This is a genomic window from Streptomyces sp. RKAG293, from assembly GCF_023701745.1.
In the GTDB taxonomy this organism is placed as follows: Bacteria; Actinomycetota; Actinomycetes; order Streptomycetales; family Streptomycetaceae; genus Actinacidiphila.
The window spans coordinates 255,945-273,206 of record NZ_JAJOZB010000001.1 but is presented as its reverse complement, the minus strand read 5'-3'; the positions used below and the strand labels follow the sequence as shown (position 1 = coordinate 273,206).

Here is a 17,262-nt window from a genome sequence, read left to right as displayed (position 1 = left end):
TCCCCGAGAGAATCCCTGAGCGGATAATCAAACACCGACCCTTTCACCGTCAATGCACCGGAAGGGATCCGCCACGATCCAGCCGGAGCAGGCGCTGATGTCGCCGGGGATTCCCGTCAGCGAGGGCAGTGGCAGGGATCCCACGTTACGGAGAGCTCTTCCGGCTCGGGTAAGCCGGTGCTCAAGCCCCTCATCAGCGGTCCGTCGATGACTCCGGGCCCGGTGACACCACCCCCCGGATCATCAACCGCGACAAGGGGGGAAGTCATGCCGGACCCGAAGGCCGGTAGCCCCGTTGCGGAGCCACGAAGACGGTAACGGGGGGTCAGCCGCGCGGGCGGGTCGCTGTCGCGCCGCAGCAGCAACTGGGCGACGACCTGCGGGTCCAGGGCCGTGCCCCCGTCCGCCACTCGCCGGACCGCCGCCACGAAGTCGGCGACATCGGCGACCCGCTGCTTGAGCAGGTAGCCCACACCGCTGGTGTTCGCAGACAGCAGGTCAGCCGCGTACCGCTCCTCCACGTACTGCGAAAGCAGCACCACCGGCGTCCCCGGCCAGCGCCGACGGATCTCCATCGCCGCCCGCACCCCCTCGTCGGTGAAGCCGGGCGGCATCCGGACGTCGATCAAGGCACGTTCGGGCCGGTGCTCCGCCACTGCCGCCAACAGCCCCTCCGCGTCGCCGGCTTCCGCGGCGACCTGGAACCCGCCCATCTCCAGCACCTTGATCAGGCCGACCCGCAACAACACCGAATCCTCGGCGATCACCGCGCGCACGGCAGCTCCGCGGTGATGGTGGTGGGCCCGCCAACGGGGCTGCTGACGTGGAAGGCCCCGTCGAGGGAGCCGACCCGCTTGGCCAGCCCGGTCAGCCCCGTGCCGGCGGCGGCGTCGGCACCGCCCAGCCCGTCGTCGGTAACGCGCACTCGCAGCACCCCGCCGACCTGACGGACTATCACCTCTGCACGCATCGCGTTGGCGTGCTTCGTTGCATTGGTCAGCGCCTCAGAAATGACGAAGTACGCGACTGACTCCACGTTGGGCGCCACCCGCTCCTCCAGATCGACCCGCAGCCGCACCGGCAGGGGCGTGCGGGCAGCCAGCCCGGACAACGCCGCGTCCAGACCCCGGTCTTCGAGCACAGCGGGGTGCAGCCCCCGCACCAGGTCATTGAGTTCGGCGATCGCCTCCTTCGCCTCCAGGTGCGCTCTCGCGATCACCTCGCGGGCATCACTCGGCAGGTCCGGGCGGGTGGCAATGGCCAGACCCAGGTTGACCGCGAGAGACACCAACCGCTGCTGGGTGCCGTCGTGCAGGTCGCGCTCGATCCGGCGGCGCTCCGTGTCGACGGCCTCGATCAAGTCGGTCCGGCTCACGGCCAGCTGATCGACCCGCTCCTGGAGCCGCTGCGCCCGGCTGGGCCCGAGCAGGCCCAGCGCCAGCCGCGCCTCGGCCCGGGCTAGTGCCCGCGCGGTCCAGGGCAGGGCACACAGGAGGAGGAGCCCAGCGGCCGTGTAAGCCGGCAGCTGGGTCAGGTATCCGAACCAGTCCTGGCGGATTCCGGTTGGCAGCGCCCATGACCAGGCGTAGGCGATGACGCCCGCCAGGCACGCCGCTGCCACTGCGAGCACCAGCAGCTCCAGCAGCGCGAGCAGCGGGCCCAGCAGGAGGTGGTAGCCGATCTTGCGCCAAGGCCGCCTCGCCGCGAGCCACCGGGCGGTCGAGGCCCGCGTCCATTGTTCCGGCGCGGTGGGGGTGATCCGGGGGACGTCCACACCGATGAGCACCCGGTAGCGAGCCCGCTGAACGGCCGTCAGCACCGGGGTGCCGAGCAGGACCAGGGCGGCCGACACGGAAACCGTAAGGAGCCAGTTCCCCGTCCTGGCAGTAGTCGCCGCCGCCCAGGCCCACACGGGTACCAGCGCCAGGTGCGGCAGCACACCAGCGGCAAGAAAGCCGGTGTCCCGCCGCGCCCGGAGGACCGTGCGACTCAGTCCACCTGGAATCGTCATGGCACGACGCTAGGGCACCGCAGGAGGACGGTGCCATGAAACCTGTACCCGATCTCATGGTGAACCTAGTACCAGCTGTAGATCTTGATCTTGTCCAACGGGACTCCTGTGCTACTGAGTTGAGACTTCGCACACCTCCCTCAACGGCGCGGGAGCCCTGTCCGTTGCGTACCCCACCCTCACGCCAGCTCCGCACCCCGATCGGTAACCGCTCCGAAGAGGCTCCGTCAACGCCCGGATGGTGCCCACGCTGGCGGCGGAGGTGATGGGCCTCAACCAGCAGGTCGCCGAGATCGACAAGTTCATCGAGGCCACGGTTTCGCGAGCACCACCACTTCGCAGTGATCACCAGTTTGCCCGGTCGGGGTGTCCTCGGTGCCGAGTTCCTGGCCGCAACCGGCGGCGACATGGCCGTCTTCGGCGCTCCCGACCGGCTCGCCGGCTTCGGCGGCGTCGCGCCGGCACCGCGGGACTCCGGGAAGATCAGCGGCAACCTTCGGCGCCCCCAGCGATACAACCGCAGGCTCCAACGCGTCTTCTACACCTCCGCCTTGTTCAGCATCCGAACGTGCGAGGAGTCCCGCCGGTTCTACGACCGCAAACGAGCCGAGGGCAAGCGCCATACCCAGGCCGTCCTCGCTCTTGCACGACGCCGCGTCAACGTACTCTGGGCCCTCCTGCGCGACGGACAGTGCTACGAACTCGCGCCGCCGACGGCCCCTGCGGCTTGACAAACCGCATTGGGAATCAGTGAGACGAACTGTGACTGAGCGCCGTACCTATCTGGCCGGTCTGGCCAGATAGATACGGCGCTCATTTGGTGTGTCAGTGGCGAGTCAGTGATCGAGAGCAGTGGGCGGCGTCATTGCCCTGTAGTCCCAAGAGTCTGGTCGGCAGTCGCGAAGCGGTGCTCCGTCGGCTTCAGCACTTCGTAAAGGTGGCCGAAGTACTCCGTTTTCGCCGTTCCGGTGAGCACCGCCAGCAGGAAGGCCAGGGACCCCATGTCGTGATGCTCCCACAGGGGACCGCGCCCCTCGTTGTAGAGCACGGTCCACTCGTCGGGGTGCTGACCAGGCCGCGCGAGCCAGTACAGGAACGCCCCTGTGCCCTCCTCGAATGCCCACGGCAGGACCTTCGCTCCCGCCTCCTGCAGGCCAGCTGGCTTGTCCTCAAACTCCCACAAGTCGGTCAGGACCTCGTCCCGTTCCGCCGTCTGCGCGTGCAGGTCGCAGTCGTCGTAGGCGGAGTCCGGTACAAGCAGCCAGATCGTCTCGTCGAAGATGCCGTCGCCGTACGTCTCGACGAGCTGTTTGTAGTCGGCGGGCAGCGCCGTACCAAGGGTCAGCTCGGCATCCGCCCAGTCCACTGCCGGTGGCGGATCGACCGGCGGCTGGCAGAGACGGACAAGCGCATCGAGGGCGATCATGGATCGGACGCTACCGGAGAACCCGCCGGGAGCCGTGGGGGAGTCGGCAGGCCCTGCGAAGACCCGCAACGGAGCCCGACCCAAGCAGTCGCCCGCCGAGCTTGAAGACCCCGGCACGCCAAGACCTGCGCCTGTCCGGCGGTCGCTGAGCGCGCACCTGGCCGGCGGGACAACCTACGGCGCTCGGTCACACGAACTCAGGCCGCCGACGGCCCTTGCGGCTTGACAAACGGCATTAGGAATCAGTGGCTGTCCCATCTCGGCGAACTTTGACCAATCTCACCGAAGGTTGCGCGGCCGCGGGCGGTGAGGGCGGGAAGGAAGACACCGCGTCCGTGCAAGCATCGCAAGATGGAATCCCTTGAGCCACCTGCAGGATGGACGATTCAGCAGATCCGTGATGTCTCTGGAGACGCTCAAGCTACGGTTCTCAGTGCTGATCGCCCGGCCGTGTACTGCGGGATCGCCGGCCGCGCCGATGAGCTGCTGCACCCAGAGATCGTCCTCGGATTCCACGAGCTGTGCATCGTCAAGGTCTCCGGTGACGATGATTGGCATATGGGCAACCTGTACGGCGACGGCAGCATCGTCTGCTGGAGCACCTATACAGATCTTCGCGACGCCCTTCGGGGACTCTGAGCTCCCACGGAGGCCCGTGCCACAGCCGTGCCAGGTCTGTCAGGGCTGACGGGCGTCCCGCCCCCTCCCTGGAATAACCGTGAGATGTGGGTGCGTGCGTGGGCGGGCGAGACGATGGCTAAGACCCTGCAATGCCGCCTTGACCAGCCAGAACGCGATCCGGTCCTGGTCTTCGGCCCCGCTCTCGGTACTACACGGCACAGGTCGTAGAGACCGTCCAGGGGCGTCCACTGAGTACAGGGAAGTGGCGTAGTGCCAGGTGGGGTCCTTGTGGTCCAGGGTCGTCGGTGTTGTTGGTGAGATGCGGGTGAGAGGGGAACGGGGCTCCTCCGGTCGGGCCGTCGTGCGTCTCGCACATCACTCGGGTTCGCACGGCACCGACCTGTGGCTCGGGGAGGGCGCAGGGTTCGTGCAGGTGTACACCGGAGACACCCTGCCCGAGCGGCGGCGCCGGGGCATCGCGGTCGAGCCGATGTCCTGCCCGCCGAACGCGTTCCGAAGCCGTGACGGTCTGGTGGAACTCGCACCCGGCGACCTGCACACCTTCCGGTGGGGCCCGCGAGCGTGGCGTCGGCAGGACTGACGCCACTCGGCGGTGGCGAAGGGCGCGCGGGCGACAGCCGTCCAGGGGCCGAATCCCCAGGTGTTCAGGCGGTTTCAACTGACGAGTCCGTAGAGGCTCTGTCCCACCAGCCATAGGCCGAGGAGGAGTGACAGGCTCACGATGGCCTGGTCCTGGTGGCCCTCGATCCAGGCGCGAAGGCCGCTGAGTGTGGTCGCGGCGGCAGTTGGTCTGAAGGTCGTGTAGAGCTCCATCGCCAGCAGGCTGGAGGTGGCCAGCAGCACATAGCCGATCAAGGCCAGGTAGGTGGCGAGGGACGACATGTTCGCCTGCACCACGGTCGCTCCGCCGGCGGCGACCATGGCCCACGGCTGGAGGAGGATGCCCAACGCCGCTGCGAACCAACCGGAGACGTTGTCGAGTCGTGCGAACCGCTTGGGGGACGGACGTGGTTTCGCCCCACGGCGCCGTTTGCGCTCGGCGTAAAGGACCATGCCCAGGCCGAGCAGCAGCTTCAGGGCCAGGGCAACGGTGGAGGGCGCGCTCTTGTGTATGAGGGGTTTGCCGCCGGTCAGAAGGACCACCGCGGCGATGACAACTACCAGACACACCAGCCAGGCCAGGATGAACGCGACCCCTTTGCGTACCCCGCCGGGCCCTGAAAGCAGCAGGATGAACGCGGTGTTGTGCAGCGGCCCAAGGGTGATGGCCAGACCGATGATGATGAGGTCGAGCACCATGGCCGCCTCCAGGGGACAGCATCGTTCGACGGGATGGGCAGTCGGGGCTTGCTTCGTTCCGGTGGCTGCCGTCAGTTGATGCTGTCCGGGGGATCCGACGGACTGATCAAGCGCCGGCGTCCGCGGTGTCGAGTGCGGCGACCAGTTCCTGGATCGGAATCCGGCCGCCGGCGATCATCTGCGCGCCGGAGCGTCGCAACGCGGAGGCCAGAGGGGCGGCCCAGAGGTTTTCGTAGACCAGGATTCCCGCCGCGCTGCCGGGCTGGAGGACTCTGCCGGCCTCGTCTATGTCCTCACCGCTGAGCAGGCCCGAGGACGCTCCCTCGAAGACGGCCAGGTCCAGACTGCCATCGTGGTCGAAGTCGGCGATGGTCACGGCGACCACCGATCCATCGGCTTCCTTGCGCACGAATGTGAGGTCGATGATGCGGATCACGCCCCTGTCGACGAGGTCGACGAGCAGGGGGAAGCCCTCGCCACTCATTGCGCCTGGGGGGAATTCGATGATCAGGTAATCGATCGGCCCCATGTCGTCCGTCTCGTTCATGCCGGCTCCTCGTGGGTCTCGGGGTGGGATCCGTCGTTGGTGGTTCTGTTGTTCCACACGTGCCCCTGGTCTCGGACCTGAGAAGTCCGGGGGATCAGCCTTGTAGCACCTTGGCTTTCTCGGCCGCGAACTCCGCGTCGCTCAGCGCTCCTTGGTCCCGGAGCTTGGCGAGCTGGGAGAGTTGGTCGAGCTTGCTGTCCATGTCGGTGGAGGGCGCGGCGGCCGGGGCCGGTTTCGCGGGCTGTGCGGGATCTTGTGGTTGACCCTGCTGAGCCCAACGGCCGGCCTGTCGGCGTGAGACACGGTTCGACACGGCGGTGGCGGTTCCGGCGACGGCCGCGGTGCGGACGACTGCGCGAAGAAGTCCCGGCATGTGCTCTCTCCTTCGGATCCACGGCGAGGTTGTCTGCCCCTGGTCGACTCTTTTGCTCGCCTGCTGCTGATGCGACCTGGTCCCGGGGCGCCCGCGCTTCAGCCGGCCAGACTTGCACTGAGCGCGAATCGGAGGGCGCGCCCTTGGCATGGCCGTTCTGCTATCCACCCTAGGCTCGAAAAGGCCATTTGGCGCCTTATGCCGCATGGCCTGCACAGGGGACTCGCTTGGGCCGCTGGCTTGGGCCGTCCGGATGGGCCAGCCCCGCGTGGCCACCGTCTTCCGGAGCTGCAGACGTGGTCCCCGCATACGGTCGGTGGAGACATTTCCGGCGTGCGAGAGGACCCCGCCCGATGGTCGATCCGCCCCCGGACCGGATGCGCGCTCCGGCTTCCGGGCCCGGAGGGGCGGGCGAGGAGCGAGCCGCCGTGAGCCGGACGGCTAGGTTGCGAGCCCGTCTTCCGCGCTCGTGGCAGGACCTCCTGCCCGGGGCGGCGATGCTGGTGAGTCAGGGGCGTGGATCGTGGGCCAAGGACGCGATCGTCGGTGTGACAGTGGCCGCGGTGGCGGTTCCGGCCGCGATGGGCATGGCCGGGCTGGCCGAGGTGGCCCCGAGGCGCTGCGCAAGCTGGGCGACGCCTCCGTCCTGACGGTGGTGCTCAGCGTGGCGTTGCTGGGTGCGGTGCTGCTGATGCAGCGCTTCACGCCCAAGGTGCCCGGCAGCCTGGTGGTCGTCATCGTCGCGATCACTGCCTCGCAGCTGTTCCATTTCAAGGACCACGGCATCGCAGTCGTGGGCGACCTCCAGGGCGGTCTGCCACATCTGCGGTTCCCCCACGCAGGGCTCAGCGACATGGTCGCCCTGGTGCTTCCTGCGGCCGGGATGGCGCTGGTCTCCTTCGCCGACGGCATCGCCATCGCCCGCTCCTTCGCCGCCAAGAACCACTACGTGGTCAGCGTCAACCGGGAGCTGGTGGCCCTGGGCACGGCGAACCTCTCGGCGGGTTTCACCGGAGCCTTCCCGGTGGGCAGCAGCGGCTCGCGCACCGCGCTGGCCGACGCGTCGGGGGGACGTTCGCAGGTCACGGGACTGGTCGCTGCTGCCATCGTGGCTGTGGTAGCCGCCGTCGCCACCCCGTTGATCGCCCCGCTGCCCAAGGCAGCTCTGGGCGTCGTGGTGGTCGCAGCCGCCCTCAAGCTCTTCGATTTCAAGGGGATTCTGCGACTGCACAAGGTCCGCGATGCCGAAGCCGGGCTGGCGGTGTGCGCCCTGGTCGCGGTGCTCGCCCTGGGGGTTCTCAACGGCCTGCTGGTCGCGGTGGCTCTGTCGATCGGGATCTTCGTGCACCGCACGGTGCGCCCCCACGACGCGGTCCTGGGCCACGACCAGGACATCGACGGCTTCCGCGACATCGAGGTGCATCACAGCGCTCAGACCGTTCCGGGTCTGGTGGTCTACCGCTTCGACGCAGCCCTGTACTTCCCCAACGTGCCCTTCTTCAGTGACCGCGTGCTGCAGGTGGTTGCGGACGCCCCGCCGAAGGTCCGCTGGATCCTGGTCAACGTCGAGGCCGTCACGTACATCGACTCCACCGCCATCGACGCCTTGCGCGACCTGCACCAGAAGTTGGCCAAGCGTGACGTGGTCCTGGCCTTCGCCCGCGCCAAGACCCCCCTACGCCGCGTCCTGACCAACACCGGCATGACCGAGCTGGTCGGCGAGGGGTTCCTCTTCCCCACGGTGCGCGCCGGGGTTGCCGCCTACCGCGAAGCGCACCCGAGATGACTCTCCGGTGCCCGTCACCGCATCGGCGCTCCGAGTTCAGCCGGCAGCGGTTTCGTTCCACAGCACGGGGAACCGGGTGGCCAGCTCCTCTTCCACCCATGTCAGCCGGGCGGTGACCGCAGTCTGGTTGCGGTCTTGGACGTGCGGGTGCAGGCGCGCGAGCAGGGCCCGCAGGCGCATCAGCACGATCGGGGAACCCATCGCGGCCGCGATGATGCCGTCCAGGCCGGTGCGTAGGAAGTCGCCCCAGTCGGGCAGGGTGAGCACCACGCGCGGCTCACCTTCGTGGTCGCTCACATACAAGGGGCCGCGCGGCACTCCTTGCAGCCCCTCAAGGAGGTCCTCCAGGCAGTGCAGGCCCTGGACCGCGGTGGCGGGGTCGTTCACCGCGGGGGACAAGGCCCGCATGACGATGTCGGCCAGCAGACGAAAGGCTTGGAGTGGGTCCTGTTCGAGGGTTCGCTCGGTGCCGGTGACCATGCAGTCGAGGACCGCGCCGGCCGGCAGCGGCGCACCGCGGATGTCCGCGAGAGGTGCCCCGTGTCGTAGCACCTCTCCGGGTGTCACGTGCAGGACGATGACGGCCCCGCACTGCTCCGCGGCTGTCACCAGCTCGTCCATGTCGATCTGCTGCAGTACCGACAGGTGCCCGGGCCAGGCGACCGTGGCGACCGGCGCGGGCAGCTCGACGTCGGACATGGGCACCGGCCCGGCTGGGCCGGGGTAGAGGCTTGCGAGGATGGCGCGGCCGCGCTGAGTGATGGCGAGGAGCACCGGGGCGAGCTGGATGGAGGCGAAGGCCTGCAGTTGGAGTCTCCGCAGCATCGCCAGCATCGTGAGCAGCATGATTCCGGCAAGGGCCGGTACCGCGAAGGAAACGTGAGGTCGTGTGCCGATTGCCAGCGCAGCGGTGATGCTGAAGACGGTGACGCTGATGGCCATCGCGAAGGTCCGCCACACGATCGGCGCCTCACGGAAGAGCGTCAGGCGCGGCGAGAAGTTGGAGTGCGCCCACTGGACCACCAGAAACAGCAGCGAGAAGATGACCGCGACCACTCCGAGCACGCCGAAACCCAGAGTGAGCAGCATCGTGGTGACCTGGCCGGACGCGATCTGCGGCCCACCGCTGACCCTGGGCATCACAAGGCCCAGGCCCAGGCCCACCAGGGTGAACAGGGCCTGGGTGCGCTCGGCGCGCACACGGCGCCTACGGTGCAGCGGGGTGTGACCGGTCCGGGCTGCCATCAACACTCCAGCCATCACAGGGCGCCACGGCCGCGCCCTCGACCCTCGGCCGCGCAGCTTGCTGGGGTAGGCACCTGCAGCCGGCGCAGGGCTACCGCGCGGCAGGTAGCGCGCGTACCTTGATCGTCACCCCGCGGCTCCGTGCGCGCACGCGGAGACGTCCACGTTCGCCCACCGGGTAGCGACCTACCACCTGCGCCCCGGAACACGCGGGACGTGGCCTCGGCGTGAATGCCGCAGCCCGAACAACCGCGGCCCGGACCTTTGCCGGACATGCACACCAGTCGGCGGGGTGCGAGGCTTTCGCCATGCTGATCGCACTACTGGCGGTGCTGGGTGTCGACCTGATCGTGATCGTCGCGTTCTTGGCAGTCGTGCTGGCACGACGACGCTGGGTCACCCGTCAGCCTGACGTTTTCAAAGGGGCCATTCGGGTGGTCGACGGCGATGCGCCGGGCCTGAGTACGAAATGGCGGCGCGGTTATGGACTTTGGGTTCGCGACGTCCTCGTCTGGGAGAAGAAACCTTTCCTGTTCCGGGGCGCATTCGTTCTCCCCGACGCCCTGACGGGCCCGGCCCGGGAAGCCGAGAAAGGCGAGGTCAAGCGTCTGGGGAAGAACGTCGTGGTCACTCCGATGGTGATCGAAGGTGGTGCCCGGATCGACCTCGCATCGGCAAACGACGACAGAGAACAGGTCTACGGCCCGCTGAGGGCTCAAGGACGGGGCACAACGACGTCTTGACGCGAACGGAGTGCACGTGCTGAGGCTGCGGATGCCCCGCATCCTCAAATGTGGGCGTCCGCAGCCTCAGCACGTGCACTCCCTGCCGAAGCGGAGTTACTGGCGTGCCATGGCGATCCGGATCCTTTCGTCCGGCTCGATGAAGTGGTCGGCGTCGTTGCTTCCGACGTCGACCTGGACCCAGTGGATGTCGCCGGTGAAGGTGCCAGTGGGGCTGTCGTAGTCGGGGGCGACCGGGGTGCCGCTGTCGAGACCGACGTCTGCGGTCTCGTCGGCGGAGAAGATGAAGGGCAGGGTGTGTTCGAGCCGGCCCTGGCCCACGGGCTCACCGTCGTAGTAGAGCGCGACGTTCCCGCCCTTGCCGAGGCCGCCGCCCTCGTAGTCGAACTCCATCCGGACCTGGTGCTCGCCGGAGGGGAGCGGTCGGTCGGCCTCGATCGACGTGACTTCCAGCGCGCCGAGGTTGTAGGCGAACTTGGCGCGGCCCTCCTTGGTGTAGAGGCTCCAGCCGCCGAAGCTGCCACCTTGGGCGAGGATGACGCCCGAGAGCGGGCCGCCGTTGGTGGATGCGACCTCGGCGGTGACGGAGAACGACTTGTTCTTGACGTTGACCAGACTGTTCTCGGTCAGCCGTCCCATGCCCGCGTACAGCATCTGGGAATCCCCGGTGATCAGTTCGGGGCGCCCGGCCAGCTCGGCGTTGAACCGCTCGGCCGTCCGGTCGTCCAACGGGAGCACGTTGTAGCGGGCGGCGTCGATCAGCCACAGCCGTTGCAGGTAGTGCAGCTTGTCGGGCATCTCCGCGGCCAGGTCGTGGGCCTGGGTGGAGTCGGTGGCCCCGTCGTAGAGCTCCCAGACGTCGTCGTCGAAGGCGAGGATGTTGCCCGGACCCAGCAACCACGGGGTGCGGTGCTTGGTCACGGCGGACCAGCCCTTGTGGTAAATGCCGCGGTTGCCGAACATCTCGAAGTACTGGTGGTCGTGGCGCTCGGGGGCGTCGGCGTCGTTGAAGGTGTAGAGCATCGAGGTGCCCTCCATCAGCGACTGCTGGACGCCGTTGACCGAGGTCGGCTCCGGGATGCCCGCGGCTTCCAGGATGGTGGGGGCGATGTCGATGACGTGGGTGAACTGGTGGCGCTGTTGGCCGGTGGCGGTGATCCCGCGCGGCCAGTGCACGATGGTGCCGTTGCGGGTTCCACCCCAGTGCGAGGCGATCTGCTTGGTCCACTGGTAGGGGGTGTCCATGGCGTGGGCCCAGCCGACCGCGTAGTGGTTGTAAGCCTCGGGGGTGCCGAACTTGTCGATGCGCTCGGCCATGAATTCGGGCGTCTCCACGTCGGCCATGGCGTTGAAGACCAGCATCTCGTTGAAGGTGCCGCGCAGGCCGCCCTCACCGGAGGCCCCGTTGTCACCGATGATCAGGTAGATCAGGGTGTCGTCGAGGACGCCCAGCTCCTCCAGGGCGTCGATGAGGCGGCCGATGTGGTGGTCGGTGTGGGTCATGAAGCCCGCGTAGACCTCCATCTGCCGGGCCAGGACCGGCCGCAGTTGGGGGTCGGTCTCGTCCCACGCGGGGATCTCCTCGTGCCGGGCGGTGAGTTCCGCGTCGGCGGGCACGACCCCGAGCTCCTTCTGCCGGGCCAGGGTCTCCTCGCGGATCGCGTCCCAGCCCTGGTCGAAGCGGCCCCGGTAGTGGTCGGACCACTCTGCCGGCACGTGGTGCGGTGCGTGGCAGGCCCCGGGGACGAAGTAGCAGAAGAACGGTTTGTCCGCCATCAGAGTCTTCTGCTGGCGCACCCACATGATGGCCCGGTCGGTGAGGTCCTCGGTGAGGTGGTAGCCCTCCTCAACGGTCTTGGGCGGATCCACGGGGGTCGTGCCGTCATACAGCGCGGGATCGTACTGGTTGGTCTCCCCGCCGAGGAAGCCGTAGAAGTGCTCGAAGCCGCCGCCACCGGAGGGCCAGGCGTCGAAGGGCCCGGCCGGGCTGGTCTGCCAGACCGGTACCTCGTGGCACTTGCCGAACTGCGCGGTCGAGTAGCCGTTCAGGCGCAGGGTCTCGGCGATCGGGGCCTTGGTGTTGGGCCGCAACGAGTTGTAACCGGGGGCGGAGGTGGCAATCTCGGTGATGCCGCCCATGCCCACCGAGTGGTGGTTGCGCCCTGTCAGCAAGGCCTGGCGGGTGGGCGAGCACAAGGCGGTGGTGTGGAAGCGGGTGAACTTCAGGCCCCCGCCTGCCAGCCGCTCGAAGACCGGTGTCTCGCACGGGCCGCCGAAGGCGCTGGACGCTCCGTACCCCACATCGTCGAGCATGATCACCAGGACGTTCGGCGCGCCCTCGGGCGGGCGCAGTTCCTTCAGAGGCGGGAAGGACGTGTCGGGGTCCTTGGCGTCGTAAGTGATCGGACCGGGGCGGGGCAGGTCCGGAATGGGAAGGATCTGACGCTGAATGTCAGCCATGACTGCTGCCTTCTCTTCGTCGGTCATGCGGATTGCCATCCGGGGCCTGGCGCCGGTGCGGTCGCCATGCGGCGGCCGGCGCACGGAACGGCTCGCATCCAATCTGCGTCGACGACGCGTGCACCGCGTCACCCGCACCGGGTGAACGCACCCCCGCCAGGCCAGGTGCCTCAGGAGAAATCACGCTCTGGACGCATCGGCCGTGCCCGTCGAAGGCCGGCACGACTGGCGGCACCCAGGTGCCCGGGGTTCAGTGGAAGGAGGTTACGTCTCGCAGGCCCCACTCGCGTGATCCTGGGTGATCCCTTGCAGAACCTGGCAGCGTCCGAGCCCCCCGACCCCTGGCAGCACCGCGATCCGGCACCGTCGGGTGACCCGATCCTCTCCGCGAGGTTCGCCGTCCCCGCCGTACCCAGGATCCTGGTGCCCCGGCCGGGCCTCCTGGAACGCCTGACCACTGGTGTGCAGGGGCCGGTCACCTTCGTCAGCGGCCCCGCGGGCGCCGGCAAGAGCGTGCTCACCGCTCACTGGGTGAGTCAGTACCGGGGACCGGGCACGGTCGCCTGGCTGAGCGTGGAGCCCGGCGATTCCCCCGACAACTTCTGGGCCCATGTTCTGGAGGCCCTGCACCGCAGTGGGGTTCGGCTGCCGGCTCAGGTGGACACGCCACTACGCGAGCAGGACGCCGGGCGGTTGCTGCTGGCGCGCCTCGCCGAGGGGCTGGCCCACGCACCTGAACCGGTGGTCCTGGTTCTGGACCGGTTCGACGCCCTCGTCTGCCCCGAGGTCACGCAGGACCTCGCGTTCCTGATCCGGCACGCCGCCCCCGGACTGCGCCTGGTGCTGACCAGCCGTTGCGATCCGCTGCTCCCACTGCACCGCTACCGCGCAGCAGGCGAGATCACCGAGATCCGCAACGCCGACCTGAGGTTCACGCAGCAGGACACCCAGGTGCTGCTGCGCGGGCACGGGCTGGACGTCGGCGAGGAGGATCTGCGCACCTTGGCCGAGCGCACTGAGGGCTGGGCGGCGGGCCTGCGACTGTGCGCGCTGGCGATGCAGCGTGCCATGGATCCGCGGGCCTTCATCCGCGACTTCGCCGCCGACCGGTCCACCATCGCCGACTACCTGCTGACCGAGGTACTGGACGCCTACCCACCCGCGACGCAGAACCTGCTGCTGCGGGTGAGCATCATCGACCGCATCCACCCCGACCTGGCCGACGCCCTGACCGGAGACCACGACGGCCAGTGGACCCTAGCCGCGCTCGCCCGCGCCAACGCCTTCGTGGAGCAGGTGAACGACACCGCCTGGTACCGCATGCACCCGCTGTTCGCCGAGGTACTGCGAGCCCGGCTGCGCCACATACACCCCGACCTGGAACCTCGCCTGCGCCAACGCGCGGCGCGATGGCTGGCCGCCAACGGGCAGCAGACCGAAGCCGTCGTCCAGGCCTCGGCCGCCGCCGACTGGGGTTTCGCCGCGCAACAGCTGGTCGACACGCTGGCGATCCCCCGCCTCCTGGCCGGCCCGGACACCGACAGGCTCACCCGCCTGCTGTCCGCCATGCCGCTGGATCTGGCCGGCGCGGAACCTGCCCTGGTGAACGCCACCCTGTGCCTGGCGCAGCACGACGTCCAGGGCTGCGCCGCCGCGCTGCGGACCGCCGAGGATCAGCCCGGGAATCAGGGCGTGGCTGTCAAGCTCTCCGCGTCCTTCCTGGCGGTGCTGTCCGCGCGTCTGTCCGGCCCCTACGAAGCCGTCCGTGAGGCAGCAGCGGACACCCGCAGGCTGCTGCGCGAGATCCCGCAGCCCCTCCGTCTGGAACACCCGGAACTGGCGGCGACCGTGCTCGCCAGTCTCGGATCGGCCGCGCTCAACGCCGGAGAGCTCGACAACGCCACGGCCACCCTGACCGCCGCCGTCGACGCCTGCGGGCAACCGGGCACCGAACACCCACACCACGACGCTCTGGGGTCCTTGGCTCTGGTCGAACTGCTCCAGGGACGGCTGCGCCAGGCTCAGGCCTACGCACACAACGCGCTCGACATCGTCGAACGTTCCGCCCTGACACCCGCGCACCACGCCGCACTGGAACGCCTTGTCCTGGCGGGCGCAGCAGCTGAGCACAACGAACTGGCCGATGCCCAGGCCCATCTCGACCTCGTGCTGACCACCAGGGCCGACCTGGAGGATGTGGCGTTGGTCGAGGCGGCGGTCATCGGTGCCAGGCTCGCGGCTGCGGCGGGTCACTGGGCCGGGGCACGTGCGGCCCTGGACCGGGCGTACGAGTGCCTGCCTGCCGACGGCGCACCGCCATGGGCGATGGACGAACTCGCCATCGCCGCGTCCGCGGTGCACCTGGCCCAGGGGCAGACCGGCGCGGCCCTCGCCGCCCTGGACAGCGTCGCCTGCGAACGCCCCCAACACACCGTGGCTCTGGCCCGCGTCCTGCTGGCGACCGGCCGTGACGACAGCGCGATGCAGGAACTCACTCATCTCCCCAACCCGGAACCGGCCACCGCTCCCAGCCGAGTACAGGCCTGTCTGCTGCGCGTCCAGGCCGCGGTGCAACGAGACGACCTCCAAGAGGCGCACAGCCTGCTGGCCCAGGCGCTCACGCTGGCCCGGCCCGAGAAGCTGCGCCGCCTGTTCGTCGAGAGCGGGCCTGGAGTGCACCTGCTGCTGCGTGAGAACCCGGACCTAGCGCAGGCACACAGCTGGCTTCCTGCTCAGCTTCTCGGCCGTCATCGCATCGACACCATCACCGAACTGCCGTCCATTGTCGATGGTCTGACGGACCGTGAGCGGGACGTCCTCAACCAGGCCGCCCGCATGCTCTCGACCGAGGAGATCGCAGCCGAGCTGTGCGTGTCCGTCAACACGGTCAAGACCCACCTCAAGAGTGCCTTCCGGAAGCTGGGTGTCACCCGCCGCAGCGAAGCAGTCCACCGCGCGCAGGCCCTCGGTCTGCTGTGATTGCGCCAGTGCCGAGTCTCCCCCGAACTGGGGGAAGACGTCCGGCCCGCAGGCGCCGACCATGGTGGGACGAGCATCGGACTGCCGCACCCACGTGGAGGCACGCGTGCGCTACGAATTCCACATCGCCGGCGTCGTCTCGGAGGACCTTGCCGAGACCTTCCCCGAACTCGACCACGTCCCGGTTCCCGACCAGGACCTCTTCCTGGGACCTGTCACCGACGAAGCCCACCTGTACGGGCTGCTGCTGCGGTTCCAGGCGGTAGGCCTGCACGTGCTGGAGATGCGCCGGCTACCCGATTGAGGCAACCGTTCACCCGCGCCGGGTGAACCCATCAGCACCCACCGGTGCAATGGTGGACGAGCCAAGAACCCGCGAACGCAGGAGGAGACATGGCGACATCCATGCCTGCAGAGGCAACCACACCGGACCTGCGCACCGCGCTCGCCGCGGTACAGGCGGCCTACGAGCGCCTGACCGCGACCCCACGACCGGACCCCCGTGTACTGCTCGACCTGGAGCGGCGGACCCGGGAGCTGGACACCGTCGCCCACAGGAGCGCCCAGGCCGCGCACAGGCACAGCTCGCGTACTGAGCGCCGGTGCGCTGTCGCGAACCGCGGCGCCGAATGGATCATCCGGCACTACGCCTGAAACACGGCACGAACCGGACCCGTCGCTCACCGTGCGCCACGCCCACCAGCCCGGCATCCTCCGTTCCTGGCCGGCACCGGCAGATAATCCATGCACCGCTGAGCCCGGCACCGCACGAGAGAGCCGCCCACCAGGATGAACGACGACCGGCCCGCCTGTTGTAGTCCTGCCCGTCCTGTCCAACCGGCGGGGCCACCCCAGCCCCTGGAGTTCCCGGCCACGTCGGGGGCGGTGCCCGTGCTTGAAGCGCCCGTTCATTTGGAAGCCGGCTCCTTCCGTATGGGTAGCGACGACGCCTGGGCCTACCCCGGCGACGGTGAAGGGCCTGTGCGCCGGGTCGACATCAGCGCCTTCGCCATCGATGCCCACTGCGTGACCAACGCCCGGTTCCGCGCGTTCGTCCAGGCCACCGGACACGTCACCGACGCCGAACGCTATGCGGCGTCCTTCGTGTTCGCCGGACTGCTCCCTGACGACTTCCCGCCCACCCGCGGCGTCGCGGCCGCCCCCTGGTGGCGCGAGGTTCCCAGCGCCCAGTGGCGGCACCCCGAGGGCCCGCACTCCGACCTGACCGGGCGTGAGGACCATCCCGTCGTACACGTGTCCTGGAACGACGCCACCGCCTACTGCGCCTGGGCAGGCGGGCACCTGCCCAGCGAAGCACAGTGGGAGTACGCCGCCCGCGGCGGCCTGGAACAGCAGCCGTTCCCCTGGGGCGGCGAACTGCGGCCGGGCGGCCGACACCGGATGAACGTCTGGAACGGCACCTTCCCCCAGCACAACACCCGGGAAGACGGCTACCTGGGTACCTGCCCGGTAGACGCCTTCGAGCCCAACGGCTACGGCCTGTACAACACGACCGGCAACGTATGGGAGTGGACCGCCGGCAGGTTCCACCCCGGCTCATCCACCACCAGCCCCGACCAGGACCCCACCGGGCCGCCCACTGGCACCGCCCGTGCCCTGCGCGGCGGGTCCTACCTCTGCCACGCCTCCTACTGCCGCCGCTACCGGGTCTCGGCCAGGATGGCCAACACACCCGACTCCTCCACCGGCAACATCGGCTTCCGCTGCGCGGAGCCGATCGGACCGTAGCC

At 68.9% G+C, this 17,262-nt stretch carries 16 protein-coding genes and 1 pseudogene; 9 read left to right on the top strand and 8 right to left on the bottom strand.

What is annotated here, in order from left to right:
* Positions 1-116 precede the first annotated feature (116 nt).
* Both LNW72_RS01245 and LNW72_RS01240 read right to left on the bottom strand, forming a co-directional pair.
* On the bottom strand, positions 117-776 hold the full coding sequence (locus LNW72_RS01245; RefSeq protein WP_250973578.1) for a response regulator transcription factor: 660 nt from the start codon (positions 774-776) through the stop codon (positions 117-119).
* Complete coding sequence (locus tag LNW72_RS01240; protein ID WP_250973577.1) at positions 764-2,011, bottom strand: histidine kinase; 1,248 nt, start codon at positions 2,009-2,011, stop codon at positions 764-766. The genes LNW72_RS01245 and LNW72_RS01240 overlap by 13 nt, the downstream gene beginning before the upstream one ends.
* 232 nt (positions 2,012-2,243) lie before the next feature.
* On the opposite strand from LNW72_RS01240, the pseudogene LNW72_RS01235 reads away from it, so the two are divergent.
* Positions 2,244-2,742 (top strand): annotated as a pseudogene (locus tag LNW72_RS01235) (transposase); the annotation flags it as partial.
* A 131-nt stretch (positions 2,743-2,873) separates the two neighbouring features.
* Here the strand turns inward: LNW72_RS01235 and LNW72_RS01230 are convergent.
* Positions 2,874-3,437 (bottom strand): SMI1/KNR4 family protein, encoded by a 564-nt coding sequence (locus LNW72_RS01230; protein WP_250973576.1) that lies wholly within the window; start codon positions 3,435-3,437, stop codon positions 2,874-2,876.
* A 351-nt stretch (positions 3,438-3,788) separates the two neighbouring features.
* Between LNW72_RS01230 and LNW72_RS01225 the strand changes: the two genes are divergently transcribed.
* Positions 3,789-4,076, top strand: coding sequence for a hypothetical protein (locus tag LNW72_RS01225; protein ID WP_250973575.1), 288 nt, complete (start codon positions 3,789-3,791; stop codon positions 4,074-4,076).
* Positions 4,077-4,419: 343 nt separating this feature from the next.
* On the top strand, positions 4,420-4,659 hold the full coding sequence (locus LNW72_RS01220; protein ID WP_250973574.1) for a hypothetical protein: 240 nt from the start codon (positions 4,420-4,422) through the stop codon (positions 4,657-4,659).
* Positions 4,660-4,733: 74 nt separating this feature from the next.
* Here the strand turns inward: LNW72_RS01220 and LNW72_RS01215 are convergent, their stop codons facing one another.
* From LNW72_RS01215 to LNW72_RS01205, 3 genes are all read right to left on the bottom strand, one after another.
* The gene (locus LNW72_RS01215; RefSeq protein ID WP_250973573.1) at positions 4,734-5,378 is read right to left on the bottom strand and encodes a GAP family protein; all 645 of its coding nucleotides are present in this window, start codon (positions 5,376-5,378) and stop codon (positions 4,734-4,736) included.
* Positions 5,379-5,484: 106 nt separating this feature from the next.
* A complete protein-coding gene (locus LNW72_RS01210; RefSeq protein WP_250973572.1) occupies positions 5,485-5,925 on the bottom strand; it encodes a DUF6325 family protein in 441 nt (146 codons plus the stop codon).
* A 94-nt stretch (positions 5,926-6,019) separates the two neighbouring features.
* Positions 6,020-6,298, bottom strand: a complete 279-nt coding sequence (locus tag LNW72_RS01205) for an SHOCT domain-containing protein (RefSeq protein WP_250973571.1) — start codon at positions 6,296-6,298, stop codon at positions 6,020-6,022.
* Between the two features lie 469 nt (positions 6,299-6,767).
* On the opposite strand from LNW72_RS01205, the gene LNW72_RS01200 reads away from it, so the two are divergent.
* A complete protein-coding gene (locus tag LNW72_RS01200; RefSeq protein WP_308401860.1) occupies positions 6,768-8,084 on the top strand; it encodes a SulP family inorganic anion transporter in 1,317 nt (438 codons plus the stop codon).
* A gap of 36 nt (positions 8,085-8,120) precedes the next feature.
* Here LNW72_RS01200 and LNW72_RS01195 read toward each other — a convergent pair whose 3' ends face one another.
* Positions 8,121-9,329: a DUF2254 family protein gene (locus LNW72_RS01195; RefSeq protein WP_250973569.1), complete on the bottom strand. Its 1,209-nt coding sequence runs from the start codon at positions 9,327-9,329 to the stop codon at positions 8,121-8,123.
* Positions 9,330-9,637: 308 nt separating this feature from the next.
* Here LNW72_RS01195 and LNW72_RS01190 point away from each other — a divergent pair, with 308 nt between their 5' ends.
* Positions 9,638-10,072, top strand: a complete 435-nt coding sequence (locus tag LNW72_RS01190; RefSeq protein WP_250973568.1) for a hypothetical protein — start codon at positions 9,638-9,640, stop codon at positions 10,070-10,072.
* 96 nt (positions 10,073-10,168) lie between these two features.
* Here LNW72_RS01190 and LNW72_RS01185 read toward each other — a convergent pair whose 3' ends face one another.
* A complete protein-coding gene (locus LNW72_RS01185; RefSeq protein WP_250973567.1) occupies positions 10,169-12,532 on the bottom strand; it encodes an arylsulfatase in 2,364 nt (787 codons plus the stop codon).
* 306 nt (positions 12,533-12,838) lie between these two features.
* Here LNW72_RS01185 and LNW72_RS01180 point away from each other — a divergent pair, with 306 nt between their 5' ends.
* From LNW72_RS01180 to LNW72_RS01165, 4 genes are all read left to right on the top strand, one after another.
* On the top strand, positions 12,839-15,511 hold the full coding sequence (locus LNW72_RS01180; protein ID WP_250973566.1) for a LuxR C-terminal-related transcriptional regulator: 2,673 nt from the start codon (positions 12,839-12,841) through the stop codon (positions 15,509-15,511).
* Between the two features lie 106 nt (positions 15,512-15,617).
* Entirely contained in the window at positions 15,618-15,815 is a 198-nt protein-coding gene (locus LNW72_RS01175) for a hypothetical protein (protein ID WP_250973565.1), read from the top strand.
* 101 nt (positions 15,816-15,916) lie between these two features.
* Positions 15,917-16,165 carry a hypothetical protein gene (locus tag LNW72_RS01170; protein ID WP_250973564.1) on the top strand — a complete coding sequence of 83 codons (249 nt, stop codon included), beginning with the start codon at positions 15,917-15,919 and terminating at the stop codon, positions 16,163-16,165.
* 135 nt (positions 16,166-16,300) lie between these two features.
* Complete coding sequence (locus tag LNW72_RS01165; protein WP_374117106.1) at positions 16,301-17,260, top strand: formylglycine-generating enzyme family protein; 960 nt, start codon at positions 16,301-16,303, stop codon at positions 17,258-17,260.
* Positions 17,261-17,262: the final 2 nt, after the last annotated feature.

Bases quoted from the DNA above. Each gene is read 5' to 3' on its own strand.
- LNW72_RS01205 (WP_250973571.1), bottom strand. From the start codon at position 6,298: ATGCCGGGACTTCTTCGCGCAGTCGTCCGCACCGCGGCCGTCGCCGGA.
- LNW72_RS01195 (WP_250973569.1), bottom strand. From the start codon at position 9,329: ATGGCAGCCCGGACCGGTCACACCCCGCTGCACCGTAGGCGCCGTGTG.
- LNW72_RS01170 (WP_250973564.1), top strand. From the start codon at position 15,917: ATGCCTGCAGAGGCAACCACACCGGACCTGCGCACCGCGCTCGCCGCG.
- LNW72_RS01225 (WP_250973575.1), top strand. From the start codon at position 3,789: ATGGAATCCCTTGAGCCACCTGCAGGATGGACGATTCAGCAGATCCGT.
- LNW72_RS01210 (WP_250973572.1), bottom strand. From the start codon at position 5,925: ATGAACGAGACGGACGACATGGGGCCGATCGATTACCTGATCATCGAA.
- LNW72_RS01185 (WP_250973567.1), bottom strand. From the start codon at position 12,532: ATGGCTGACATTCAGCGTCAGATCCTTCCCATTCCGGACCTGCCCCGC.
- LNW72_RS01215 (WP_250973573.1), bottom strand. From the start codon at position 5,378: ATGGTGCTCGACCTCATCATCATCGGTCTGGCCATCACCCTTGGGCCG.
- LNW72_RS01165 (WP_374117106.1), top strand. From the start codon at position 16,301: ATGAACGACGACCGGCCCGCCTGTTGTAGTCCTGCCCGTCCTGTCCAA.
- LNW72_RS01240 (WP_250973577.1), bottom strand. From the start codon at position 2,011: ATGACGATTCCAGGTGGACTGAGTCGCACGGTCCTCCGGGCGCGGCGG.
- LNW72_RS01230 (WP_250973576.1), bottom strand. From the start codon at position 3,437: ATGATCGCCCTCGATGCGCTTGTCCGTCTCTGCCAGCCGCCGGTCGAT.
- LNW72_RS01190 (WP_250973568.1), top strand. From the start codon at position 9,638: ATGCTGATCGCACTACTGGCGGTGCTGGGTGTCGACCTGATCGTGATC.